The 23,945-nt window shown below is 60.0% G+C and carries 22 protein-coding genes and 1 pseudogene; 22 read left to right on the top strand and 1 reads right to left on the bottom strand.

Annotated elements, in window-relative coordinates:
- Positions 1-48: 48 nt before the first annotated feature.
- Positions 49-3,372, bottom strand: a complete 3,324-nt coding sequence (locus M2497_RS08615) for a hypothetical protein (protein WP_248486881.1) — start codon at positions 3,370-3,372, stop codon at positions 49-51.
- Between the two features lie 968 nt (positions 3,373-4,340).
- On the opposite strand from M2497_RS08615, the gene M2497_RS08610 reads away from it, so the two are divergent.
- The 22 genes and pseudogenes from M2497_RS08610 (at position 4,341) to M2497_RS08505 (ending at position 23,883) form a co-directional block, all read left to right on the top strand.
- Complete coding sequence (locus M2497_RS08610) at positions 4,341-4,733, top strand: hypothetical protein (RefSeq protein WP_248486879.1); 393 nt, start codon at positions 4,341-4,343, stop codon at positions 4,731-4,733.
- A 76-nt stretch (positions 4,734-4,809) separates the two neighbouring features.
- Entirely contained in the window at positions 4,810-5,529 is a 720-nt protein-coding gene (locus M2497_RS08605; protein WP_248486877.1) for an ABC transporter substrate-binding protein, read from the top strand.
- 287 nt (positions 5,530-5,816) lie between these two features.
- Positions 5,817-6,290 (top strand): STY4534 family ICE replication protein, encoded by a 474-nt coding sequence (locus M2497_RS08600; RefSeq protein ID WP_248486875.1) that lies wholly within the window; start codon positions 5,817-5,819, stop codon positions 6,288-6,290.
- A gap of 75 nt (positions 6,291-6,365) precedes the next feature.
- Positions 6,366-6,659: a hypothetical protein gene (locus M2497_RS08595; RefSeq protein ID WP_248486873.1), complete on the top strand. Its 294-nt coding sequence runs from the start codon at positions 6,366-6,368 to the stop codon at positions 6,657-6,659.
- 72 nt (positions 6,660-6,731) lie between these two features.
- Positions 6,732-7,376, top strand: a complete 645-nt coding sequence (locus M2497_RS08590; RefSeq protein ID WP_248486871.1) for a hypothetical protein — start codon at positions 6,732-6,734, stop codon at positions 7,374-7,376.
- Between the two features lie 119 nt (positions 7,377-7,495).
- Complete coding sequence (locus M2497_RS08585) at positions 7,496-7,987, top strand: integrating conjugative element protein pill, pfgi-1 (protein WP_348984771.1); 492 nt, start codon at positions 7,496-7,498, stop codon at positions 7,985-7,987.
- A complete protein-coding gene (locus tag M2497_RS08580) occupies positions 7,984-8,619 on the top strand; it encodes a hypothetical protein (RefSeq protein WP_248486867.1) in 636 nt (211 codons plus the stop codon). The genes M2497_RS08585 and M2497_RS08580 overlap by 4 nt, the downstream gene beginning before the upstream one ends.
- Positions 8,620-8,622: 3 nt before the next feature.
- Positions 8,623-9,369 carry a TIGR03759 family integrating conjugative element protein gene (locus M2497_RS08575; RefSeq protein ID WP_248486865.1) on the top strand — a complete coding sequence of 249 codons (747 nt, stop codon included), beginning with the start codon at positions 8,623-8,625 and terminating at the stop codon, positions 9,367-9,369.
- The gene (locus M2497_RS08570; RefSeq protein WP_248486863.1) at positions 9,354-9,917 is read left to right on the top strand and encodes a transglycosylase SLT domain-containing protein; all 564 of its coding nucleotides are present in this window, start codon (positions 9,354-9,356) and stop codon (positions 9,915-9,917) included. The genes M2497_RS08575 and M2497_RS08570 overlap by 16 nt, the downstream gene beginning before the upstream one ends.
- Positions 9,914-10,333: an integrating conjugative element protein gene (locus M2497_RS08565; protein WP_248486861.1), complete on the top strand. Its 420-nt coding sequence runs from the start codon at positions 9,914-9,916 to the stop codon at positions 10,331-10,333. Before M2497_RS08570 ends, M2497_RS08565 begins: the two co-directional genes overlap by 4 nt.
- Before the next feature lies 1 nt (position 10,334).
- Positions 10,335-12,356: pseudogene (gene traD / locus M2497_RS08560) on the top strand (type IV conjugative transfer system coupling protein TraD); the annotation flags it as partial.
- A gap of 34 nt (positions 12,357-12,390) precedes the next feature.
- Positions 12,391-13,134, top strand: coding sequence for a TIGR03747 family integrating conjugative element membrane protein (locus M2497_RS08555; protein ID WP_248486859.1), 744 nt, complete (start codon positions 12,391-12,393; stop codon positions 13,132-13,134).
- 155 nt (positions 13,135-13,289) lie between these two features.
- Positions 13,290-16,235, top strand: coding sequence for a DEAD/DEAH box helicase family protein (locus tag M2497_RS08550; protein ID WP_248486857.1), 2,946 nt, complete (start codon positions 13,290-13,292; stop codon positions 16,233-16,235).
- A 215-nt stretch (positions 16,236-16,450) separates the two neighbouring features.
- Positions 16,451-16,798, top strand: coding sequence for an RAQPRD family integrative conjugative element protein (locus M2497_RS08545; RefSeq protein WP_248486855.1), 348 nt, complete (start codon positions 16,451-16,453; stop codon positions 16,796-16,798).
- Positions 16,788-17,021, top strand: a complete 234-nt coding sequence (locus M2497_RS08540) for a TIGR03758 family integrating conjugative element protein (RefSeq protein WP_169892604.1) — start codon at positions 16,788-16,790, stop codon at positions 17,019-17,021. The genes M2497_RS08545 and M2497_RS08540 overlap by 11 nt, the downstream gene beginning before the upstream one ends.
- 53 nt (positions 17,022-17,074) lie before the next feature.
- Complete coding sequence (locus M2497_RS08535) at positions 17,075-17,404, top strand: TIGR03745 family integrating conjugative element membrane protein (RefSeq protein WP_123750543.1); 330 nt, start codon at positions 17,075-17,077, stop codon at positions 17,402-17,404.
- 9 nt (positions 17,405-17,413) lie between these two features.
- The gene (locus tag M2497_RS08530; RefSeq protein WP_248486853.1) at positions 17,414-17,806 is read left to right on the top strand and encodes a TIGR03750 family conjugal transfer protein; all 393 of its coding nucleotides are present in this window, start codon (positions 17,414-17,416) and stop codon (positions 17,804-17,806) included.
- Positions 17,803-18,462, top strand: coding sequence for a PFL_4703 family integrating conjugative element protein (locus tag M2497_RS08525; RefSeq protein WP_248486851.1), 660 nt, complete (start codon positions 17,803-17,805; stop codon positions 18,460-18,462). Before M2497_RS08530 ends, M2497_RS08525 begins: the two co-directional genes overlap by 4 nt.
- A complete protein-coding gene (locus M2497_RS08520) occupies positions 18,459-19,298 on the top strand; it encodes a TIGR03749 family integrating conjugative element protein (protein WP_248486849.1) in 840 nt (279 codons plus the stop codon). Before M2497_RS08525 ends, M2497_RS08520 begins: the two co-directional genes overlap by 4 nt.
- Positions 19,288-20,667, top strand: coding sequence for a TIGR03752 family integrating conjugative element protein (locus M2497_RS08515; protein WP_248486847.1), 1,380 nt, complete (start codon positions 19,288-19,290; stop codon positions 20,665-20,667). The genes M2497_RS08520 and M2497_RS08515 overlap by 11 nt, the downstream gene beginning before the upstream one ends.
- A complete protein-coding gene (locus M2497_RS08510) occupies positions 20,648-21,064 on the top strand; it encodes a TIGR03751 family conjugal transfer lipoprotein (RefSeq protein WP_248486845.1) in 417 nt (138 codons plus the stop codon). Before M2497_RS08515 ends, M2497_RS08510 begins: the two co-directional genes overlap by 20 nt.
- Entirely contained in the window at positions 21,064-23,883 is a 2,820-nt protein-coding gene (locus M2497_RS08505) for a conjugative transfer ATPase (RefSeq protein WP_248486844.1), read from the top strand. Before M2497_RS08510 ends, M2497_RS08505 begins: the two co-directional genes overlap by 1 nt.
- Positions 23,884-23,945 lie beyond the last annotated feature (62 nt).

Genomic DNA, 23,945 nt, shown 5'->3' with positions numbered 1-23,945 from the left:
CTACATGGGTGAACGATCACATTTTGCCTATATCGCATCTTCGAAGGTTTACTTGCGCCCTTTGAAATTTTCGAGAGGACACGGCCCATGATGACCGAGAGCGGCTGACTGACTTCCCGATGTTTCAACCTCGTAATCCAGCGAAGGAATGGCTGCAAAGCATTCAATCATGGTCAGGTTTATCAGGAAGGTCTGCAGCAATTCCATTACGGGAGATTGTTCGCCCTGCAACAGCTTTACGGCAGCCTCCGCAAGCGGGAAGCCCCCTCCTAGACCGTCTTCTATAAGCGCCAATCCTGCTTCTCCTACATCATCGGGCAGCCCTAGCTTTATCCAATCCTCTCGACCCTGATCCAAGGCATCTGATGCCGCCTGATACACGCGTATCTCTTCGGGCGTCCGCGCTACCTTGCTTTTCCAGTAGGCAGCGATTCCCTGGAGCTCAGCCAGTAGGTTCGTGAGGCGACAGAACGCGTTCACTGACGTCAGCGGCGCGACCTTCACCCCCGCAGTCAGACACCACGGGTGCGCCTCCTCATGAGGAAGCACAGGAAAGAGCACGTCGAAACCGCTCACAGCAAGATTCGTCAAGGCGAGGCCGTGCAGGATCGGCAGAACACAGATCTTTCGTCCGTCACCAACTAGTGCCCGCCAAGCCGGAAAAGCCTCCGCCACAATGATCGTCGTTACATCAGTGTTCAACGGCACGGTAATAAGCACGTCCGCCGGCGGCCAAACAGAGGCGATCGCTGCATCAGACAACAGATAAACCCCGATGCCCTCACTGACAGAGCAAAGATCTACCCTTAACCTCGCCTCCAAGGCATTTAATTCAGCTTCACGACGCTGGCGCGCAGTCCGCGCGGCGTTATCAAATACAGCCCCCTTCGCCGAAGCTTTCGGGAGACGCGTCGCAAAAGGTGAGCGCCCCCCTCTATGCGCCTCACCGGCCATATCTTGAAAGGCCTCGACGATATGGGAGAGCTCGCCCAGCTCCTTTGGTGATTCAAGGGACAGCATCTCCCACGGCTCGCTTGCGCGAGCAATCGAGATACTCTTCAGAAGGTCATTAAGCCAGCCTAGATAGGCGGGGGCACCTTCTGGAAGGCCATAAAATCTGCGAATCAGGTCTGAGGAGCAGTCAGAAATAATTGACTGCAGCCTCGACCATCGCTTCTGGCCCCCCGCAGGCTGTTGCTCCACCGGAGCTACCAGAAAACGGCTGCGGTCGTAGACCCGTCCTAGCGCCTCCAATGCACCTTTGTCCGTCTTCCCCCTGAACTGCCCCCCCAGGAGCAGCCTCAGATTTCGACTGACGATCCGAATCAGGTCAAGGCACTCTGCCAAGTAAACTGTATAGTTCTCGGAAGCTTGTAGTTCGTTAAGTATGGCCAGCCATTTGCGATTACGCTCCACTTGAGGACGCGCAGGAAGGTTTACCCTTGGCATACGCTTGCTTTCAATGGGGTAGTCCCCTATTGCGGACCTTATAGCGGCGCCGTCAGGCCCCAGCGCAACACTTGAGACCACATCAGCAGCTGGGACTAACGCCAGTAGAACTTCGCACGTTCGGACCACCACTCTGTTGAGGTCCATCTGGATAGACGGTGCTACAAACCAGACATTGGACCGAACCTCTTGCCCTTCCTCGCAAGCAGTCAGTTCAGGGAAAGCGGCCCAAGAAACGTTTTCAGAAAAACGCTGGAACATGGCAGCCTGCCCGACGGCCTCAACCCAGCCTATAGCCAGGGTCCTGTTGACCCGCACCGCCACCTCAAGCAGCGACACTACATCCTGAAAGTCAGCCACAAGAAGGGACGGCGCCAGCCGGACGAGTTCCGATAGATGCTGAGACGGAAGCTGTTGTCCCAGCAGCGCCGCTAGACATGGAACCAAGTCACAAACCTCACCCGCAGCATTCAAAACATCCCTCAGATCACTTGAACTCAAGCACTCAAGGAAACGGGCCGTTAAGCCTGTAGCTACTATCTCAGATCGAATTTCCGTGAATCGGAGACAGGCGGGCGCGATCGATCCGAAGTCTGGGGGCGTAATATCTCCAATCGCAAGACCGGCAGGTGTCCCCTGCAACGCCTTCGGTACAGCCTGGGCTTCAGGGGTCTCCTGCCACATGCGAATGACCCGATAGGCGTTTGCGTGATCCAGGCCCGTCAGAATTGAACTGAATAATTCAGGGGTTGGTGATGCCTTGAGCCGCAGCATGAGAGCTTCACGCACGGCCTCGTCGCACCCGTTGTGCTTCGAGAGGGTACGCTCTAGGAACCGAGCCAGCTCATCGATCGGAACAAGTCGCGCCGCAGACGAGGCGGTCGCAGACATCAACGGTGGAGGAAACTCGTGAGTCAGTCGGAGCAGTTCCGTTGACCTCAACTCGTGCAACCCAATGATTCGGCCATCACTTGTGTTCTGCAGGAGGTGCTCGTCCTTCAGCCTGGTAAGCGCGTATGAAACTGTCGATAGCGGCTTTTCAACAACCTGAGGCAGATGTGCGATTTCAACGCTGCACCCTGCGGCGTTTGCGCATGCGACTATCCTAAGAATGTCCAGTTCATCGTGTCGCGCGACGTCGTTCATTCGAGAAGCGACCTGAGCATGCAGGGTGTCACTCAGGCGACGTCCCTGAGTGAGCACGTGCGTGTACTCGAGCAGGTGACCAGCAGCCAAGCTCCAAGGCTCTCTCCAGCCTTTCCAAGAGGTTTGCTCTCTATCCCGCAGCTCTCGCCATACTCTCTCAGCGAGGGTGTCATCACCAAGAACTCTGACCAGGGCAGCACGACGTATATCTACTAGAGGATATCTGTCCTCCTCTCGCACGGATGCGAGTAGCAATAGCCCAGGATCGCGGTCCACCTCTCTAGCCAGTGCTGTCCAGCCGTCGGAGAAACCGCGCCCCACATCGTCGATGATGAAACCAACCGGCGCGTCAGATGTTGCGCGCCTAGAACGTGACAGGTGGAGCAGCGGCTGCACTGCTGTCAGCGGCAGTTGACGAATTTGAAACCAACGGACGGCATGACGAGTAGCATAGGCCGCCTCCCACAGAATGGCAGACTTTCCGGCGCCTGATGCTCCGTGGATAAGCGCATTGCGTTGTCTCTCTAAGCCGGCCAGAACAGCCAAGCGCAACTCTGTGCGCTCAACCACAAGTCCTGCAGCAACGTGTGATGCCTGTGCATCCACACCAAGATAGAAAAGCGGGTCTTCGTCCGGTGTGAGGAAGTCGACCGCCTCACAGTAACCTAGCGTCAGGGCTTCTTCGATGACCGCTGACGTCAGTAGTGGCTGCAGAGCATCCAGGCGCTGCTGAACATCGGATACGGCAATGCCGCGGAACGTCTCTGCCCCGCGCATACCGTTTTCGTCAGATATGCGCCCCATAAGGCCCAATAGGTCCGAAAAGTAGATCTCAGCCTCTAAGGGTGTGCAACCTTGTCGGCACGAGATGAGGCAAATGGCACTAGACCGAGGATTCGGCAGCACTAGCACCTTGGTCCTCGCTGCAATTGCTGCGAGCGACTTGTAGCCTTTCAGGTCCGCGATGACACTCGGGTAGTCGGATAATTCTTGAAGCAAGACGCCTGTGGTGCGGTGCTCCCCGACCTCACTTTCAAGTACCAGAAGGAAGCTATCACTTGGTCCCACTCCCCTAGCTTCCCACATCTTTCTAACGAAGGAAGCCGCTGCCCGAGGCGTGAACGGGCCAAGATGATCACGACGTGACTTGATCTGCGTCAAGACTCTAGAGTCCCTTGATCTCAGCTCAAGATCATCACCGCCCTCAGGCACGACCGTACCGTACTCCGATTGACCAACGAACCCTTGCATGCACAGATAGACCGCGACAGCGTCCTGGTATCGGAATCCTCTTCCTGCGTGAGACCCTGCTCTTGTCGACAATTCACACTCCCCTGTGCGGCTGAACTACGACGTCATTCACTCTTCTGACGGCCCCATAAACCTCGCCGCAGGTCGAAGCCGGCTCCCGGCCGATTGTAGCCTGTGGTATTTGTCGCTGCGATGGCTAGTGACAGAAGATAGGCCTCTTACTGTGCTCCGCCATATAGTCATGGGTGGAAGCAGTCACTAGGCTGCAGGAATCTGGGTGCCGGTAGAGTCGAATTACCGCTGCATATGCCTTTTGCACGCCCCCAAACTACCCCAGCACCGCCGCCCCGTCGGCACTCGCCCAGGTAGCCCCGATCTTCAAGGCTACGACGCGGTGTTCACCGCGTTGATCCCACCGCCTGTCCGCACACCCCACAGGCACCCATCCCTTCCAGCGGCCCACCCAGGCCGTCACTGATTGGAGGTTCCTCACCATGCACCCACAGCTCCCAGAGTCCGCACTCTCGGACCTGATCAACGCCCATCAACAGCAAGCCCTGGCACCAGAGCAGTTCTTCCAGGCCTGGAAGAAAGCCGTCCTGCTCGCCGGGCCGCGTTACTTCGGTATCGAGTGCCGAAGCGACATCAACATGGCCCACAGCAAGTGGGACCTGTGTCCCGATGTCCCGCTGATCGAGTCCGCCATCGGCGTCATGAGCCACGGCGAGCAGGTGTTCCTTGCCGCGCTCGTCAGCTTCTACAACGATGAGACCGGGGGACGCCTGTTGCAGCGGGTCGGCGTCCGCGGCCTGGCCGATTTCGGTCTGCTGGACACGCAGCGACGCATGCTCCTTGCCACATTGATCATCCACTACAGCGGCTGGTAACCCACCGCACGATGGCACCCGACGGGACACCTCCCGTCGGGCGGTGTCCCTCCTTCATAAACATAGGAGATCACCCATGCCTATTCATAATCATCCGTCCAATCCGTTTGCCCGCGGGTTCAATGACCTGCGCATCCAGCGTCTGCTGGCCGTGCTCTACGACGCGAAAGCGCCGCTGTGTTATCTGCCGCCGCATCCATCCCAGCAGCACCTGGACGACGCGGAGCTGGAACGCCAGCCGTGCCTGTTCAATGACCAGCATGCGCTGGTCGTCAATTCCAGTGGCGCGCTGGCCGCTCATGAGGACAGCTACCCTCATCCGGGCATCGTCGTACAGGTGATCTATGGGGTCTTTTCCCATGATCAGTCACCGCCGATCCTGGTGGGTGATCTGTACTCCGAGGCGCTGGCCCAGGAGCGGGTCCGGCAGATCGCGTTCGAAACCGGCTATTACAGCCGGTGCTGGGAGATCAGCAGCGCGCATTTGCCTCAGGTCGCCTGGGAGCGACTGGCTTCATCGTCAATCCCGACGGGGCTGCTGCTGGAGGAGTTCGAACTGCCGGACAGCAACGCGCTCGGCTTCAAGCTGATTGCCACGCCCTGGACCGATAGCAATCTGGATCAAATCGACGTATGCACCGCCGATCAGTTACGCCAACAGCAGTTGGACGCCGGACTGCCGCTGGAGCTGGTGGAGGTACTGCACCTGGCCGCACAGGCCGATGTGCGCCTGCTCATTTTCGACCCCGATGCCGCCGACTTGGACGGCTTGCCGACGTATGTTCATCAACCATAAGCCCTCAATCAGAAGCCCCGATATCGGGGCTTCGCTTTTTCCGACCAGCCTTGCAACACGGAGGTGCTGCGCGCCGTATTGAGATACGCACTCGGCACGCCACTGCGTCAGGCTGACCCCATGTTCCGCCGACCCGCTCGGCAACATGCCCAGGTGGCCCCGATCTTCAAGGCCACGGCGCCAATGCGCTGATCCACCCGCCAGTCCTGCACTGGCATCCGACCCGTGGGGCCACGTCCCGACGGGGCGCCTCCACGTTCACGTCTGTTCCGAACCAGGAGACTGTCATGTCCCACTCATCTGCCGTCGCCGGCGAGGCGACCTACTTCGATCTGCACACCCAGGGCCTGGGTTACCTCAACCGCATCCGTGAGATCTGCCCCAAACGCGGCAAGCCGTTTCTGGCCTGCACCATCGCCGCGCTCAACGGCCCGACCGAGGCACCGGAGTACCGCTACTTCGATGTCACCGTCTGCGGCGCCGAGGCCCAGCAACTGGTCAACCGCTATGCCAGCGCCGTCGATCAGGGCCGCAAGGTGCTGATGGGGTTTCGGCTCGGCGATTTGTGGACCGATCTGTTCCGCTACAGCCGGGGTGAAAAGGCCGGGGATACCGGCGTCAGCCTGAAGGCGCGGCTGTTGTTCGTCAGTTGGGTCAAGGTCGATGGGAAGCTGGTCTATCAGGCCCGCCCCAAGGCTGAGTCCGACGATGCCGTGGCTGCAAAGGCCTCGGCTACATCGGCGATTGCCCAGCCCGTCTAAAACCTTGTTCTTTTCATCCTTGCGACCGGGTCACGGCATGCCGTGGCTTCGGCGCTCGCTATGGAGGAATCCATCATGGAGTCCGCACGCTCTGTTACCCCTTGCTTTGCACCGGGCAATATCTATGTTACGGCCGGGGTTCACGCTCTGGTCGAGAACGGTACCTTCCATCCTGCCCCTTATCTGAAACGCCACCTCAGCGGTGACTGGGGTGATATCGACCCCGAAGACTGGGAGGAGAATCAGTCCGCACTGGAGCATGACAATCGTCTGCTCTCGGTCTACCACGTCACGCCAGAGCTGACGTTGTGGATCATCACCGAGTGGGATCGATCGGTGACGACGATGCTGCTTCCTGAGGAGTATTGAGCATCAGACAACGGCCTTCCTTGGAAGGCCGTTTGTCTTTAACCTTGGGGAAAACTGGAGAGAACTGACGCCATGCTTTCTTACAGGCTGCTCAATAACCATGCCGGCTTACTTCTTATTGGTGACTACACATCGCTGCGGTGGCTGCATGAAGTCATCCACGAAATAAACGACCGATCGCCGCTCATACGTGTTGATGATGGCCCGTTTCTTGGCTTGGCCTATGAGGTGCGCAAAGCCTATGAGCAGCAGCGCGAGATCATTCCCGCCCCCGAGCACTTCGAAGAAGTAGGCACACGGTACGGCACCAAACTCCTATGGCCGGTACTGCTGTTGCAGCAACGCATGATGCGCGTCTCCCTGGCCTATCTCGAACACAGTGCTAAACATCAAGCCATCACCTACGCACTTGAAGCCGTGATTGAAGAAGCCCTCATCGAGGACTTTGGCCCCCATAGCCGGGTTGTCATCGACCATTGGCAGCAAACTGACCCAGCCTCACCTGATGTTCTCGACAAGCTGGACAGTCGTGGAGGGATCTTCTGTTCTTGGACCAAAAGCGAGCGTAAGTACCGCATCGCGGCATTGCTCGCGAGCTTTGATCGCCGGTTTGAGGATAACCATCTAGCTGAGGTCGCGCGCGGGGAGAGTCCAGTGCTGTCACCAGAGGAATTGCGCATGTGGGAACAAGCTGAATGGCCAGATCCAAACTGGTGACGCAGGACCATCAGCATCACCGAGTTGGCAATGTATACGGCTACCCGCGGCAACGTTTTACCGCCTGCCCTCTTGCCCTAAGTGAGGCTAGATAGCTCTCTCCGTGAGAGGGCTATTTGATGTTTTCGTCGCGTATTCGCCAGTGCCGCAATGCACTTTTTCTAAGCATGCCCCTACTGGGCGGCTGCGTTACAGCACCGTCTTTCAAACCTGCTTATACCGCCGTTTCGATAACGGCGTCCTCTGCGGCGCCGATCTCTACACTCAGGCAAAGCCGCTACACCTTGGTTGAACTGCGCCCCGACCGAGGTCAAGAAGATTTACAACATCAGATCATCGACCTGCGTATCCCGACCACCACCGCCACAACCGTCGGCGATACCATGCGCTATGTACTGCGTCACTCGGGCTACCAATTGTGCGAAGGCGACCCGACGCTGGCGTCCTTGTGGGCCCTGCCCTTGCCCGCTGCACACCTGCAGCTCGGGCCACTACCACTGAACCAGACCTTGCAATTGCTGGCCGGCACCGTCTGGCGTCTGTCAGTGGATGAGCGCGCACGGCAGGTCTGCTTTATCGCCGTCCCACTCGCAAGGGAGGCTCAGCCATGATGCACACACCCCTCCCCAATCCGCACCTGACTCGCCTGTTTGTTGTGGCATGGCTGACGCTGCTCAGCCTCGCCCTGATCGCGCTGGCACTGTCCCTGACCCGCCAAGATGCGCAGTACCGACAAGACGCGCCGGATGCCCAGGTCGCCGAACTGCAAACCCGCATGCTTGAGCTGGAAGCGTTCCGCGCCTCGGTGGAGGTTTCGCCGGCGGTAGTCACAGAAAGCGATTTCCAGCAAATGCGCGACCACTGGCAGCAACAGTGGGACAGTCTCAATCAGCGTCAACGAGACTTCGCCAGCAGCACCGACCTGGCTGCCGTGCAAAACCGCCTTGATGCCCTCGTGCAACAGGTCAGCGCCACCAAACCCGCTGCAAACAAACCTCGACCTCGTACTGCCAAACCGCGTCCGACTCCCACAACGCCAACCTTCCAACTGCTCGGCGTAGAGTCTCGCGGCGGCGAGCGTTTCCTGGCCATCCAACCCAATGGCTCCACTGGATTGGCCGCCGTCCGCCTGCTGCGGCTCGGCGATGCCGAAGGACGTTGGCAACTGGACGCCCTGGAGCCCCACAGCGCGGTGTTCCGGGTCGACCAACAGACGCGGCGCCTGCCGCTGCCGCAGGATTAGGTCATGGCCATGCATATGCTCTCCCGCGCCAAGCCTGCGCTGGCCGTGGCTGTCCTCGCAGCCCTGCTGATCGGGCTGGCCTCGGCACTGGCCGGTGGCGAAGCCACCAGCGATACACGACTCAACCAGCAACGTGACAGCCGCGAAATCCGCAGCGAAGAGCAATTGGCCCAGGACTGGGGCCTGCAAGCCGAAGACTGGGCACGCTACCGTCAGCTGCAGCAAGGGCCGTTGGGTGTGTATTCGCCCAATCTGGACCCGCTGACCGCGCTCGGCATCGAGGCGCGCAGTGACAACGAGCGGCGCCGTTTCGCCGAACTGCAGGTACGCGCCGAATCAGCCCGAGTGAACAAAGAACTGGCTTACCAGCGCGCCTACGACCAGGCCTGGAAGCGCCTGTATCCGAACCTGCTGCCCGTCACCCTGCTCGACGCCCACAACAGCAGCCCCATCCCTCAACCTGGCAGTGGGCGCCTGGCACTGTTCATCGAGGACGACTGCGTGGCCTGCAACCTGCAGGTCAAGAAGTTGCAGGCCACGAGCAGCGAGTTCGACCTGTATATGGTCAGCAGCGACAGCGACGATGCCCGGCTGCGGCGCTGGGCCCAGCGTGTCGCGCTGGATCCGCGCGCGGTGCGTGAACGCCGGGTCACCCTGAATCACGATGCGGGCCGCTGGAGCAGCTTGGGTGTGGCAGGAAACCTGCCGGCGCTGGTGCGCGAGGTGAATGGGCAATGGCAACGTCAGTGACAGGCCACTGTGCGGCACTGGTGCTGGTTCCGGCGCTGCTCACCCCCAACGTACTTGCAGCGCGGGAGCTGCCGCCGCCGGCCTATCAACTGGCCGCCGCGCAGGCCCAGGTGCCGCCAAGCCTGCTGTATGCCGTGGCCCTGCAGGAAAGCGGTCGCAGCCTGCGTGGACGCATCGTGCCCTGGCCATGGACGCTGAACGTCGCCGGGCAATCGCGCCGCTACGCCACCCGCCACGAGGCCTGCGCCGACCTGCGCCGCACCCTGCTCGTCACTCCAGCGACACGGGTCGATGTGGGCCTGGGACAGCTCAACGTCGGCCATCAACGCCACCGCGTGCGCCAGCCATGCGAACTACTGGAGCCCTACCGCAACCTGCGCCTGGCCGCGACCATCCTGCGCGAACAGTACGACCCCGCGCAAAGCTGGTTGATGGCCGCCGGACGCTACCACCGCCCGGCCGGTGGCGCGCCAGCCGTACGCTACCGGCAAAGTGTTGGACGACATCTGGCTCGTGTTGCCGAGCCTGTACAGAGGAATCAACCATGAAGCACCTGCTATTGGTCGGCCTGCTCAGCCTCCCCTGCGTGGCAACGGCACTTGAAGAGCCCGATGACCCACCAGCGATAGCCTACGACGAAGCTGCGCTCCTACCCATCCGCTCGCCCTCGCTGCGCCCCGGCCCGGTGGAGCCACGAGTGAACAATCTCCCAGGCATCACCGCGCTATTCCTGATCGGCGATGACCCACGCTCCCACGCCTGGCTGCAACAACGTCTGCCGGATCTGCAACGCCTTGGCGCCGCCGGGCTGGTGGTCAATGTCGAATCAGCAACCGCGCTGCAAGCCCTACGTGACCGCGCCCCTGGCCTGAGCCTGACACCAGTCCCCGGCGATGACCTGGCTCAACGGCTGGGCCTGAACCGCTACCCGGTGCTGATCACCGCCACGGCGATCGAGCAATGACATGGCCCAGACCGTCGAAGTGCTGCTACGCCCGGCGGTGGAGTTGTACACCGTCGCGGTCTGTGCCGGCAGCGCCGTACTGTGCCTGGCCGCTCCCTGGGCGCTGGCACTGAACCCAAGCCTGGGCCTAGGGGCCGCAATGGTGTTTACCGCTTTCGGCACGATCCGCCTGCGGCAGGCTTGGGTGATCCTGCGCTACCGCCGCAACATCCGCCGCCTGCCCCGCTACGCCCTACGCGACGACCGCATCCCGGTCAGCCAGGAACGGCTGTTCCTCGGCCGCGGCTTTCGCTGGGAGCCGCATCACACCCACCGCCTCCTGCAAACCTACCGTCCGGAGTTCCGCCACTATGTCGAGGCGCCCTGGCGGCTGCGCTACGCGCGACACCTGGAACAACGCCTGGAGTTTGCGCCCCGCCCCTTACCACATCTGGCGCGGCTCACTGCCTGGGACCACCCGCTGAACCCCGTGCGCCCTCTGCCCGCCGTGGGCGGCCTGCCGCGCCTGCATGGCGTCGAACCGCATGAAGTGGATGTCACCCTGCCCCTGCGTGAGCGCGTAGGCCACACCCTGGTGCTCGGCACCACCCGCGTTGGCAAGACCCGCCTGGCCGAACTGTTGATCGCCCAGGACATTCGCCGTGGCGAAACCTGCATCGTGTTCGACCCCAAGGGCGATGCCGACCTGTTCAAGCGCGTCTACCAGGAATGCCGCCGCTGCGGCCGGCTGGATACCCTGTATGTCTTCCACCTAGGCTGGCCCGACAGCTCGGCACGCTACAACGCTGTGGGCCGCTTTGGGCGCATCACCGAGGTGGCCAGCCGCATCGCCGGCCAGCTTTCCAATGAAGGCAACAGCGCCGCGTTTCGCGAGTTCGCCTGGCGCTTCGTCAACATCATCGCCCGCGCCCTGGTCGAACTCGGGCACCGCCCGGACTACCTCCTGATTCAACGCCATGTGGTGAACATCGACACTTTGTTCATCGAATACGCCCAGCACCTGTTCGCCCGCAAAGCGCCCAAAGCCTGGGAGGCCATCGTGCAGATTGAGGGCGCCATCAACGAACGCAACACCCCGCGCCACATGCTCGGCCGCGACCGCCGGGTGGTAGCCATCGAGCAATACCTGACCCAAGTGCCGCTGTTCGATCCAGTGCTCGAAGGCCTACGCAGTGCCGTGCGTTACGAGCGTACCTTCTTCGACAAGATCGTCGCCTCACTGCTGCCGCTGCTGGAGAAGTTGACCAGCGGCCGCATCGCCCAGCTGCTGGCCCCGGACTACGCCGACCTCAACGATCCCCGGCCGATCTTCGATTGGATGCAGGTGGTCCGCCAACGCGCGGTGGTCTACATCGGCCTGGATGCCCTCTCCGATGCCGAAGTGGCTGCCGCCGTGGGCAACTCGATGTTCGCCGACCTGGTGTCGGTTGCCGGCCACCTCTACAAGTTCGGATTGGACGACGGCCTGCCCGGCACCGCAAACCGCCCGATGGCCCCAATCAACGTCCACGCCGACGAGTTCAGCGAGTTGATGGGCGACGAGTTCATCCCCATGGTCAACAAAGGCGGCGGCGCCGGCGTGCAGGTCACTGCCTACACCCAAACCCTCAGCGACATCGAAGCCCGCCTCGGCAACCGCGCCAAGGCCGGGCAAGTGGTGGGCAACTTCAACAATCTGATCATGCTGCGCGTACGCGAAACCGCCACCGCCGAACTGCTGACCAAGCAATTGCCCAATGTCGACATCGCCAGCATCTCCCCCATGAGCAGCGCGACCGACAGCTCTGACCCACAGGGGCGCACCGCCTTCACATCCAGCAGCATGGATCGCATCACCACCACCAGCGTGCCGCTGCTGGAGCCCGCGCATATCGTTGCCCTACCCAAGGGACAGGCGTTTGCCCTGCTGGAGGGCGGCACATTGTGGAAGTTGCGTATACCGCTGCCTGTCCACCAAGCTGAAGACGGTCTACCCGACAACCTGCGGGCACTGGCCGAACAGATGCGCCGGCAGTACTCCGAAGATGAGGCTGCCTGGCAGGGTGAAGAACGCCGCCATGCGTGATCCGGCCAGCGTCGCCCAGCAACAGCAGGCGCGGCAGCAAGGATTCGTCGCGGCATTGATCACCGTGCCGTTGCGCTTCCTCGGGGTGTTGCTGGGGTCGCTGTTGCTGTGCCTGGTGATCGAACTGGTGGGCATGCACCTGTTCTGGCCAGAGCAAGGCTGGCGGCATGCGCAGGGCATGATGAGCTTTGAACTGCAACAGCTCTCGATCCAGTTCCCCCGTAGCGTGGTGGTGCAGGAGCCGGGGCGTAGTGCCTATCGGCTGGTGGCTTGGCTGCACCAGAACCTGCTGCTGGACAGCGGGCTGCTCGACTGGTTGACGAGGATGAACGAACAGGCAAAAGCAGCGGATACCGCCACAGGGTTCAATGCCACTCTGGCTCAGGCGGTGGTGTATGTGGAGAGCTACATGCTGGCGGCGTTCTACACCACGGCGACGTTTCTGCTGCGGCTACTGGTGTTGGTGCTGACCTTGCCGCTGTTTGCATTGGCGGCATTTACCGGACTGGTCGATGGGCTGGTAAGGCGGGATCTACGCCGTTTCTACGCCGAGCGGGAATCGGGGTTCCTCTACCATCGGGCACGGGCGACGATTCTGCCGTTGGCGGTGCTGCCCTGGGTGACATATCTGGCCTTGCCGGTCAGTGTGCATCCTTTGTGGATCCTTTTGCCGGCAGCAGCGACGTTGGGAATGGCGATGGATCTGACGGCAGGAAGCTTCAAAAAATATTTGTAAACAACTTCACCTTGCAATTAAGCAATCAAGGTGCCTCAACACTATTGTGCCACTACATCGAAGCGTGTAAGTTCCTTAGAAAACCTCACTTTTTGTAAGCCAAAGCTATCAACAACAATCAGATACAACGCCACCAATAACTTGGAGATGGACTGATGCCGCTCGATGCAGGGATGTATAAAACGAATGATGCATACCGTAGCTGGATAGACAATCCATTTCGCTTTATAGAACCAAACTCAAGCAATGGAGATTTCGGGCTGCGCAAACCGCAGCTCGCTGCGCTGCACATGACGCTGGGCCACTTAATCTCCACCCCGGATATTCCCGCTACTGTTGTGATGCCCACAGGAACAGGTAAAACCGACACGATTTTTTCGTTGATCTTGGCTGGCACATTTCCAAGAACACTGATTATCGTCCCCTCCGACGCACTGCGAGAGCAGACCGCCGAGAAAATTGTTGCCCTTAAGACTCTTCGCAACATGAAAGCAGTGATACCAGCGGTTCTGAGCCCTGCGATCTCAAAACTAAGCTCAAAACTCACCGTAAACGAAGTTGAGAAGCTGGAACAATTCAACGTTCTGATAGCCACCCCTCAAGCACTCCAGCACTTTAATGAGGAGGAGCTTGCAGCCCTGACAAAACTTTGTACTCATCTAGTCATCGATGAGGCGCACCACGTCGCTGCCAGCACATGGAATCGGATTCGTAAAGTATTTGCGGGTAAGCCTTGTATTCAATTCACCGCGACGCCATTTCGCGAAGATAAAGAGGGGTTAGACGGGAAAATAATATATAACTACCCGCTCAAGGAAGCCCAGATTGATGGCTATTTCCAAGAAATAGAATTTCATCCAATTCGAGAGTACCAACCCAGCCTAGCCGATACAGCTATTGCAGAAAAAGCAATAGCTCTCCTCAGAATTGATCTAGATGAGGGTAAAGATCACTTAATGATGGTTAGGGCAAAAACGCAGAAGAAAGCAGAAACTCTTTTCGAAATTTACCGTAAATTTGAAGACCTAAAACCAGTACTCATACACAGCAAATCAGCCAACAGAGCGGCAACTCTCGAAAATATAAAAAACAAAAAACACAAAGTTATTGTATGTGTCGACATGCTTGGAGAGGGCTTCGATCTTCCAGAACTGAAAATCGCCGCCATACATGACCAGCACAGAAGCCCAGCCGTCACCCTGCAATTCATAGGTCGATTGACACGAGTGGACAAGAAGCTCGGAAATGCAAAATTTGTCGCAAATATCGCCAACCAAAAAATGGACTCACAGATGTCTGCACTTTACAAAGAAAGCGCAGACTGGAGTGCGGTAATCCGAGACGTCAGCGCAGAAAAAATCCACAGAGAAGTTCAGAGGGAGGAGCTAACCTCGCAGTTTTCTGACGACGAGGACGGAGAAAAAATTCTAGCCCTCAATCCAATACCGAAAATCAGCGCGATTGCGTACCACGTAGAAAAAGAAGATTGGACTCCCGCGAGAGCCGCGCACTTCAAGTCCAATAAAGAAAAGCTCCAGTATTCGTCTGTAAATGAGTCCGGTGATACGGTAATTTTAGTAACCAAAGCGGACGTATCCGTCGGCTGGGCTAACACTTTCGAAATCCATAATACTGAATGGTATTTGTACCTTGCATACTACCGCAAGGATGATAAAACACTTTTTATAAACTGCTCAGGAGACGAAGGTCAAGCATTGAAATTCCGGGATCTGGTTTCCTCTGCCAGCACCAAAATAGCAGGTGAGAAAACCTTCCGAACATTACACAACATTACCTTCCTAAAGCTACAGAACGTTGGCCTGTCACGCGCACAAAAAGATGTACGATTCACGATGCATGTGGGTCGCGACATCAATGCGATCATGAGTGAGCTCGAGAATGGCACAGCGGTGAAGTCCAACATCTTTGCAACGGGTTTTGAAGATGGTGATAAGACCTCTGCGGGATGTTCCCATAAAGGCAAAATATGGGAAATGAACTCAGAATCCATCGACTATTGGGTACGCTGGTGCGACCAAGCATCGGTGAAGCTCAATGACTCAAACATCGACCCGCAGAACATCCTGAATAACGTAATGCGCTCTGAACAAATACGTGAAGCATGGCCGACTGGATTATTCTACGCAGACTGGCCGGACTCGATCGGTATCGAGACAGAGGCAAAGATATCAATAACGATAGATGGGTTATCCTACAATCTTTTGGATATCTACCCAGGCCAACCAAAACGCACCTCGGATACCCAATTAGAAATACCACTCCTCACCGACACTGATGAAAAATATCTCCAACAAATCGCCATAGTAAAAATCAACCTACTAGAAGATGGGTATAAGACAACCTGTGATGGCGCAAAAATCTCGCTGCAAAATGAGCGTCCGCTTGCAGAGTACTTGGATGATCACCCGTTTCGAATTCTTAAGCAGGACGGGTCATTCATATTCGGGAATTACAGGTATTACTCGCCTGTGACGCTAAATATTAAGATGCCATTAAAGCTCATCTCGGCGTGGGACTGGGGAGATACGCAGATTCAGAATGAATCGATGGGCAAAGACGAAAACTTAGACACTGTACAGGGGTTCACGTACAAAAAAATTGAAGACAAGTACCAAATTATTTTCAATGACGATGGTGCTGGCGAGATCGCCGACCTAATCGGGATAAACGAAAACGACGGCATCATCACTGTTGATTTCTATCATTGCAAGTATTGTGGATCTAAGGATGGAGTGGCGACGCCTGGGGCAAGAGTTACTGACACCTATGAAGTCAGCGGTCAAACTTCTCGATCAGTAAAATGGCTACACTCTGGCGAAGCCCTCTTTTCACAGATGGTATCTCGCTTTTCAAAATCCATAGACAAGGGCTTTAATAGAATACTAAAAGGCACCATTGACGAAGTTGACTTGCTTCGCTACAAATGCCGAGACAACGAACTATCAGTTGGCTTTTTCATAGTACAGCCAGCAATCTCAAAAGCTAAAATCTCGGATGAACAACTCACAGTACTAGGAACTAGCTACACATACATCAAAGGAATCTCCGGATCAGACCTACAAGTAATTGTTAATAACTGACATCCTGCTTTTTCGACGAGACGATGAGCCACGCTAAATAAGCGCGACTCATCATTTCGTTTACTCAACATACTCAACCCCATTCACAAACTGGCTCCCGCTTTCAACTGCACACTACCTTTGGGAATACCGGACCAGGGTCCTTTCCTATTTCGAGTGGCAATGCACCAGCAACCTTAAGAACATCAGTCTCCCATGTATTGGAGTTGCGGCCGATGTACTGCCCTCACGCTGTCAGCCGACAAGTGCTGATCATTATTGCTCTACTACTCATAGCCCCGCTTGCCTACCCTTCCAGCACAACGCCAGAAGCAACACGCATGATGGGACTACTGCGCCAGCTCGACGTGATCGAACGCCTAGCCGAAGACAGCGCCCGCCTCCCCCGCGACGACACCTCGCGATACCACTTCGACTACGCCCGTTTCCGAGACGATTTACAGCGCATGCGCCAAGGCATCCGCGACCACCTGAGCCCACAACGCGCACAACCCCGCGATCCAATGCCCTTGCAGGGCGACTACTGCCGGGAGACGGAGGTGGTCGATGAGCCTGAGCTCTGATCAAAGCGCCGCCTTCCTGGCCCATGGCGGCTTCACGCCAGGGGCCAGTGCCACGCTGCTGGTGGGGGTGGTGTTCGCCGTGCTGTTGGTCTGGGGCGTGTGGGCATTGCGCACGGCCTATGTCGGCTGGGCCGAGCACAAGCTGACCCAGCGTCAATTGCTGGGCGTGGCGGTGCGGTTTGCGGCGATGTATGTGGTGCTGACCTATTTCCTGCTGTCTTGAGCGAGTCCGTGATGAAACGTTCCGATCAAGCCTTTCCTGCTGTGCTCGCCGTGATGTGCGGCGCGTGGCTGTCTGCTCTGGCGGTGGTGTTGTCGCCAGCACGGGCGCAGGGCGCGTTGCCGTCCTTGGAAGATCCGTCGCGCGGCACCGGTGATGGGATCCTGAAGACGCTGCAGAACTACGGCTACGACATTGTGATGCTGGTGGCGCTGTTGGTGATCGCCTCGATGTTCATTGGGGTCTGCTACCACGCCTACACCACCTATTCGGAGATCCACGCCGGGCGCAAGACCTGGGGCCAGTTCGGGCTGACCGTGGCGGTGGGCGCGTTACTGTTGGTGGTCGGGATCTGGTTGCTGACCAAGGCCACCGGGATCTTGTAGGAGGACGGCATGGACAGTACGGCGCGCCAGGATCAGACCCTGACCTTTCTACCCCACCGACTGAACCGGCAGCCGGTGGTGGTGCGTGGTCTGACCGCCGATGAGTTGTGGGCCTGTACCGGGCTCAGTGCGGTGCTGGGTTTGTTGATCGGCCTGCCGTTGGCATGGTTGAGCAGCAGCCTGGCGGTCGCACCTACGCTGGTATTGATTGCTGTGGCTGGCGGGGTGTTTTTCGGCGGCGGGTTGCTGCGTCGTCAGAAACGCGGGCGGCCGGATGCGTGGCTGTACCGGCAGTTGCAGTGGACGCTATGCCAACGCGCTCCAAGCCTTGCTCGCTACCTGGGCGGCGCGGACTTGATCCTGCGTTCGGGTGCCTGGGGCATCCGCCGGAGCCGGACGTGAGCCGGTTCAAGAATGAAGTCAGCCACCTGCAGGCGCATGTCCGGACCCTGCGCCTGGGTGGCGCGGCGCTGTTGTTGATATCGCTGTTACTGGCCATCGGCTGGTGGAGCGCGCCACGGGACATGACCGTGCATATCCCGCCGGATTTGCGCTCGGGCAGCGTGCGCAAGTGGTGGGAGGTGCCGCCGTCGACGGTGTATGCCTTTGCGTTCTACATCTTCCAGCAGCTCAACCGTTGGCCGAACAATGGTGAGGACGACTACCCGCGCAATATCCGCGCCCTGTCGAACTATCTGAGCCCTGCCTGCCGGGCGTTCCTGCTCGAAGAGTCCACGCGGCGGCGGGACAGCGGCGAGTTGCGCCAGCGAGTGCGCGGGGTCTACGAAATCCCCGGCCGTGGTTACGGCGACAACCCGATGACGCGGGTCAAGGTGGTGTCCGATGACGACTGGGTCGTCACCCTGGACCTGACCGCTGACGAGTATTACGGCGCCGAGCAGGTCAAGCGCGCCCTGGTGCGCTACTCGCTAAAGGTGGCGCGGCGCGACATCGACCCCGAGCGCAACCCCTTCGGCCTGGCGCTGGACTGTTACAGCCAGGCGCCGCAACGAATTGGCCGTAGTCCGGTTGACACCAACGAGGAACCGTCCTCATGAAGCGATACCTGTTGAGCGCCGTGCTGCTGTTGCCCATCCCATTGGCGAGCGCGGTGGAGATCCTGCGCTGGGAGCGCCTGCCCTTGGCGGTGCCGTTGCAGGTCGGTCAGGAGCGTGTGGTGTTTATCGAGCGCAATGTCAGAGTCGGCCTGCCCGCCGCGCTGCAAGGCAAGCTGCGGGTACAGAGTGCCGACGGCGCGTTGTACCTGTTGGCCAGCGAATCCATCGCCCCCAGCCGCCTGCAATTGCAGGATGCCGACGACGGCACGCTGATCCTGCTGGATATCGCCGCCGAGCCGGCCAAGGCCGGGCAGCCCGCGCTGGAGGCGGTGAAGATCGTCGAGACCGAGCGACCGGCGCCACGCGATACGGTAGAAGCGCCAGTACCCCGCCCCGCTCCGACTACGCCCCTGCCGGTGGCCCTGACCCGTTACGCCGCGCAAAGCCTGTATGCCCCGCTGCGCACCGTCGAAGCCGTGCCCGGCTTAGGCGCCCTGCCGCTGCCTGGTGATCTGAATCTGGACAGCCTGCTGCCGGAACTCACGCTGTCATACCGGGCACTGGCGGCCTGGCGCCTGGAGGATCTGTGGGTCACCGCGATACGTCTGCGTAACCGCGCGCCGCGCTGGATCGAGCTGGACCCGCGTCGGCTGCAAGGGGACTTCGTCAGCGCGACGTTCCAGCATCCCGACCTCGGCCCCAAGGGTGACGCCACCGACACCACAGTGCTGTACCTGGTTACCCGCGGCCGTGGCCTGGCCGCTGCGCTGCTACCGGCCATCAGCCCAGTCGATGCGGCCCTGAACCTGCCGCGGAGCAGCAGTGATGAAGAGTAATGGCCTGCTCAAATGGCTGATGCTGCCGCTGCTGGTGTTGCTGCTGTATGTGGGGGGCAAGCTGGCCGCGCCCTCCCGCGACGTTGGCGGCGAGGGCAATACGGTCGATCCGCTCAGCCCGGATGAAATGCAGGCACTGGGTATCGAAGGCGACACCCCGCGCGACACCGTCGCCACGTTGGTCGCTCAGGTCAAGCAACTGCGCGGCGAACTGCAGGGTGCGCTGAAAGCCAATCAACAGGAGAAGGCCGAAAACGAACGGCTGCGCCAGCGCGAAGGCGCGATTGAGCAACGCGTGCAAAGCGCGCTGGAGGACGGACGTGAACAGGTCAGCGAATCCCAGCGCCAGACCAGCCAGCTGCTGCAAGACCTGCAACAGCGCCTGGATTCATTGGGCAGCCAGGACCTGCCGCTGGGTTTGGGATTGGAGGATGGCGACGGCCAGGACCTGCTGCGCGACCGGTTGATCTGGATCGAGCAGCAGGACGGCCGAGACCCCAGTGCCAAACCGCGCAAACCGCTGAGCTTTCCATCGTCGTTCAGCGCGGCGCAAAAGCCGCTGGAAGACACCGCTGCCCAACTCAATGCTGCCGGCAAGGTTTTGCAGGCCAAGCCGGTATTGCAGCCGGTCTATACGGTGCCGGCCAACGCCACCCTGATGGGTTCGGTGGCAATGACCGCCCTGATCGGCCGCGTGCCAGTAGATGGCACGGTCAACGACCCCTACCCGTTCAAGGTGCTGATCGGCCCGGACAACCTGACCGCCAATGGCATCGATCTTCCGGACGTGGCTGGTGCGGTAGTCAGCGGCACCGCCTCGGGGGATTGGACGCTGTCATGCGTGCGCGGGCAGATCCGCTCGCTGACCTTCGTGTTCCGCGACGGCACGGTGCGTACGGTTCCCTCGAAGGGCAGCAAGGAGGCCGATGACGAGCAGAACAGCGGCGATAACCGCCAGGGCCTGGGCTGGATCAGCGACCCCTACGGCGTGCCCTGCGTCACCGGCGAGCGACGCAGCAATGCCCAGCAGTACCTCGGCTCACAGGCGTTGATCACCGCCGCCGGCGCCGGCGCAGCATCGCTGATCCAGGGAAACAACAGCACGACCTACATGAGCCCTGGCAATCCGCTGGGGACCGTGGGCATCACCACCAACGAGGCGCTGGGACGGATTTTGGCCGGCGGCGTGCAGGAGATGGCGCAGTGGGTCAACAAACTCTATGGCCAGGCCTTTGCCGCGGTGTATGTGCAACCGGGCGCCAAGGTCGCGGTGCATATCGAGCGGGCGATCAATGTCGACTACAACCCGAGCGGGCGCCGGGTCGACCACAACCGAGGAGACAACGGCCATGTCGTTGAACTGGACTAGCCTGAGCGGCCTGGCTGCGCTGCTACTGTTGACGGGCTGTGCGACCAATCCGGAGAAGCTGCTGCCCCATGGCGATGCGACCATGCTGGATATCTGGAACCAGCAGACGGCGGACAGCGGCGGCCCGTCAACCCGTGTACTGCTGGATGCCCGGCAGACGCTGCGACGGCCGCTGCAAGCACCGCTTCCTGTGCTGGATCAGACGCCTTACACCCGCACCGCGCAGAGCGAAATCTATCGGCAATTCCAGCGGCTACCCAACCCCGATCTGGTGATGTACATCTTCCCGCACCTGGCCGGCAGCGACCCGGTTCCGGTCCCCGGCTACAGCACCGTATTTCCGCTGTACCAGCGTGTCCAATATGCCCTGCCGGGCGAGCGGATCGAGGACTACTGATGAAGCGGATACGCCGCCAGCCGGGTGACGCCTGGCAACGGTACATCGCACGACTGCGGGGCCAGGGCATCCCAGCACCGGGGCACCGCTCGCAGCAATCATCAGCCACCCGCTCCGATGAGCAGCGCCTGTATGCCGCCCCGCCCTCCTTTATCGATCTACTGCCCTGGGTGGAATACCTGCCCGGCTCGCAGAGCCTGTTGCTGGAGGATGGCCAATCGGTCGCGGCTTTTTTCGAGTTAAGCGCAGTCGGCACCGAGGGCCGTGAAGCCGAGTGGCTGCGCGAGGTGCGCGACGCCCTGGAGAATGCGCTGCAGGACAGCTTCGATGAATTGGACCAGCAGCCCTGGGTGGTGCAGCTCTACGCCCAAGATGATTGTGATTGGGGAGGCTATCTGCGCGGGCTGCACGACTACATTCAGCCCCGCGCCCAAGGCAGTGCCTTTACCGCGTTCTATCTGCGTTCGATGGCGCACCACCTGCAAGCAGTGAGCAAGCCCGGCGGCCTTTTCGAGGACAGTACCGTCAGCCACCTCCCCTGGCGCGGCCAACGCCGCCGTACCCGGCTGGTGGTGTATCGGCGTACCCAGCATGCACGGTTGCGCTACGAACGCTCCCCGGAAGCGGCGCTCAAAGCCGTGTGCGAACGCCTGGTCGGTGGTCTAGCCAACGCCGGGATACACGCACAGCGGATGGACGCCGCCGCTATTCACCGCTGGCTGTTGCGCTGGTTCAACCCGGCGCCCGACTGGCTAGGCTATGATCCGGCCGCACAGCAGCATTTCTATCAACTCGCCGACCTTCCCCCTGCCCCGGATGCCGAGGAATTGGAACTGGCCAGTGGCACCGACTTCGCCCAACGCCTGTTCTTCCGCCAGCCATGCTCGGACACCGAGCACGGCGTGTGGTGGCTGGACGGCCAGCCGCACAGAGTGATTGTCCTCGACCGTCTGCGCAGCCCACCGGGCATTGGTCATCTGACCGGCGAAAGCAGCAAGGGCGGCGATGCACTCAATGCCGTGTTTGACCAGTTGCCGGAAAGCACCACCCTCTGCCTGAGCCTGATCATCACTCCACAGGATCGGCTGGAAGCGCAGCTCAATCACCTCAGCCACAAATCCGTCGGCGACACCCTGGACTCGCAGCAAACCCGCGAAGATGTCGAGCAAGCGCGCCAGTTGATTGGCCGCTCGCACAAACTCTATCGCGGTGCATTGGCGTTCTACCTGTGCGGGCGTGACCTACAAGAGCTAGACGCGCGCGGCCTGCAATTGGCCAATGCTCTGCTCAACGCCGGCCTGCAGCCGGTACGTGAAGAGGACGAGGTGGCACCACTCAACAGCTACCTGCGCTGGCTACCCTGCGTGTTCGACCCGGAGCTGGACAAGCGCCATTGGTATAGCCAACTGATGCTCGCCCAGCACGCGGCCAATCTCGCACCAGTCTGGGGTCGCAGTGAGGGCACCGGGCATCCAGGCATCACTCTGTTCAATCGCGGTGGCGGGCTGATCACCTTCGACCCGTTGAACCGCCTCGACCGGCAGATGAACGCTCACCTGTTTCTGTTCGGTCCCACCGGTTCGGGCAAGTCTGCCACCCTGAACAACCTGCTTAACCAGGTCGTCGCGGTCTACCGCCCACGGCTGTTTATCGTCGAAGCCGGCAACAGCTTTGGCCTGTTCGCTGAGTTCGCCCAGCGCCTGGGGCTGAGTGTGCACCGGCTCAAGCTCGCCCCTGGCGCGGGCGTCAGCCTGGCACCGTTCGCCGACGCCCGCCGATTGGTGGACAGCCCTGGCCGGGTCACGACCTTGGACGCCGAAGCCCTCGACGACGAAGACCTGCAGGAAGACCAACGCGATGTGCTGGGCGAACTGGAGATCACCGCCCGGCTGATGATCACCGGCGGCGAGGACAAGGAAGAACAGCGCCTGACCCGCGCCGACCGCAGCCTGATCCGCCAGAGCATCCTCGACGCCGCCCGCCTCTGCGCCCAGCAACAGCGCACGGTACTGACTGAAGACGTGCGCAACGCCCTGCGCACTGCCGGGCAGGACCTGGCCCTGCCCGAATCACGGCGCATCCGCCTGCTGGAAATGGCCGACGCCATGGACCTGTTCTGCCAAGGCAGCGACGGCGAGCTGTTCAACCGCGACGGCACGCCCTGGCCCGAGGCCGACATCACCCTGGTCGACCTGGCCACCTACGCCCGCGAGGGCTACAACGCGCAACTGTCGATCGCCTATATCTCGCTGATCAACGCGGTGAACAACCTCGCCGAACGCGACCAGATGCTTGGCCGCCCGATCATCAATGTCACCGATGAGGGGCACATCATCACCAAGAACCCGCTGCTGGCGCCCTACGTGGTCAAGATCACCAAGATGTGGCGCAAGCTCGGCGCCTGGTTCTGGCTGGCCACGCAAAACCTGGACGACCTACCCAAGGCTGCCGAGCCGATGCTGAACATGATCGAATGGTGGATCTGCCTGTCGATGCCGCCTGACGAGGTAGAGAAGATCGCCCGCTTCCGCGCCCTCACCCCGGCGCAGAAAGCCCTGATGCGCTCGGCGCGCAAAGAGGCCGGCAAGTTCAGCGAGGGTGTGATTCTGTCCAAGTCGATGGAGGCGCTGTTCCGTGCGGTGCCCCCGAGTCTTTACCTGGCCATGGCGATGACTGAGCCGGAGGAGAAGCACCAGCGCCACCAACTGATGCAGGCCCAGGGCATCACGGAATTGGAGGCGGCGTTCGAGATGGCTGCGGAACTGGATCGGCGTCGGGGCATTGAACCGCTGGTCATTGACCTGCCGGAAATGGGGTGACGGGCATGGAATTTGTCATTCACTTGCATTACATTCACCCTAAGACCCTCTCAGGTGCCCCC

It is taken from the genome of Pseudomonas sp. CYM-20-01, assembly GCF_023169845.1.
Classification (GTDB): domain Bacteria; phylum Pseudomonadota; class Gammaproteobacteria; order Pseudomonadales; family Pseudomonadaceae; genus Aquipseudomonas; species Aquipseudomonas azotoformans.
Note: the sequence above shows the minus strand (reverse complement) of the source record. Positions and strands in the feature narration are given on the sequence as shown.

What these genes read in the sequence shown, in the direction of transcription:
- M2497_RS08615 (WP_248486881.1), bottom strand. Translation starts at nt 3,372, where the DNA reads ATGCGCGGGGCAGAGACGTTCCGCGGCATTGCCGTATCCGATGTTCAG.
- M2497_RS08610 (WP_248486879.1), top strand. Translation starts at nt 4,341, where the DNA reads ATGCACCCACAGCTCCCAGAGTCCGCACTCTCGGACCTGATCAACGCC.
- M2497_RS08605 (WP_248486877.1), top strand. Translation starts at nt 4,810, where the DNA reads ATGCCTATTCATAATCATCCGTCCAATCCGTTTGCCCGCGGGTTCAAT.
- M2497_RS08600 (WP_248486875.1), top strand. Translation starts at nt 5,817, where the DNA reads ATGTCCCACTCATCTGCCGTCGCCGGCGAGGCGACCTACTTCGATCTG.
- M2497_RS08595 (WP_248486873.1), top strand. Translation starts at nt 6,366, where the DNA reads ATGGAGTCCGCACGCTCTGTTACCCCTTGCTTTGCACCGGGCAATATC.
- M2497_RS08590 (WP_248486871.1), top strand. Translation starts at nt 6,732, where the DNA reads ATGCTTTCTTACAGGCTGCTCAATAACCATGCCGGCTTACTTCTTATT.
- M2497_RS08585 (WP_348984771.1), top strand. Translation starts at nt 7,496, where the DNA reads ATGTTTTCGTCGCGTATTCGCCAGTGCCGCAATGCACTTTTTCTAAGC.
- M2497_RS08580 (WP_248486867.1), top strand. Translation starts at nt 7,984, where the DNA reads ATGATGCACACACCCCTCCCCAATCCGCACCTGACTCGCCTGTTTGTT.
- M2497_RS08575 (WP_248486865.1), top strand. Translation starts at nt 8,623, where the DNA reads ATGGCCATGCATATGCTCTCCCGCGCCAAGCCTGCGCTGGCCGTGGCT.
- M2497_RS08570 (WP_248486863.1), top strand. Translation starts at nt 9,354, where the DNA reads ATGGCAACGTCAGTGACAGGCCACTGTGCGGCACTGGTGCTGGTTCCG.
- M2497_RS08565 (WP_248486861.1), top strand. Translation starts at nt 9,914, where the DNA reads ATGAAGCACCTGCTATTGGTCGGCCTGCTCAGCCTCCCCTGCGTGGCA.
- M2497_RS08555 (WP_248486859.1), top strand. Translation starts at nt 12,391, where the DNA reads ATGCGTGATCCGGCCAGCGTCGCCCAGCAACAGCAGGCGCGGCAGCAA.
- M2497_RS08550 (WP_248486857.1), top strand. Translation starts at nt 13,290, where the DNA reads ATGCCGCTCGATGCAGGGATGTATAAAACGAATGATGCATACCGTAGC.
- M2497_RS08545 (WP_248486855.1), top strand. Translation starts at nt 16,451, where the DNA reads ATGTACTGCCCTCACGCTGTCAGCCGACAAGTGCTGATCATTATTGCT.
- M2497_RS08535 (WP_123750543.1), top strand. Translation starts at nt 17,075, where the DNA reads ATGTGCGGCGCGTGGCTGTCTGCTCTGGCGGTGGTGTTGTCGCCAGCA.
- M2497_RS08530 (WP_248486853.1), top strand. Translation starts at nt 17,414, where the DNA reads ATGGACAGTACGGCGCGCCAGGATCAGACCCTGACCTTTCTACCCCAC.
- M2497_RS08520 (WP_248486849.1), top strand. Translation starts at nt 18,459, where the DNA reads ATGAAGCGATACCTGTTGAGCGCCGTGCTGCTGTTGCCCATCCCATTG.
- M2497_RS08515 (WP_248486847.1), top strand. Translation starts at nt 19,288, where the DNA reads ATGAAGAGTAATGGCCTGCTCAAATGGCTGATGCTGCCGCTGCTGGTG.
- M2497_RS08510 (WP_248486845.1), top strand. Translation starts at nt 20,648, where the DNA reads ATGTCGTTGAACTGGACTAGCCTGAGCGGCCTGGCTGCGCTGCTACTG.
- M2497_RS08505 (WP_248486844.1), top strand. Translation starts at nt 21,064, where the DNA reads ATGAAGCGGATACGCCGCCAGCCGGGTGACGCCTGGCAACGGTACATC.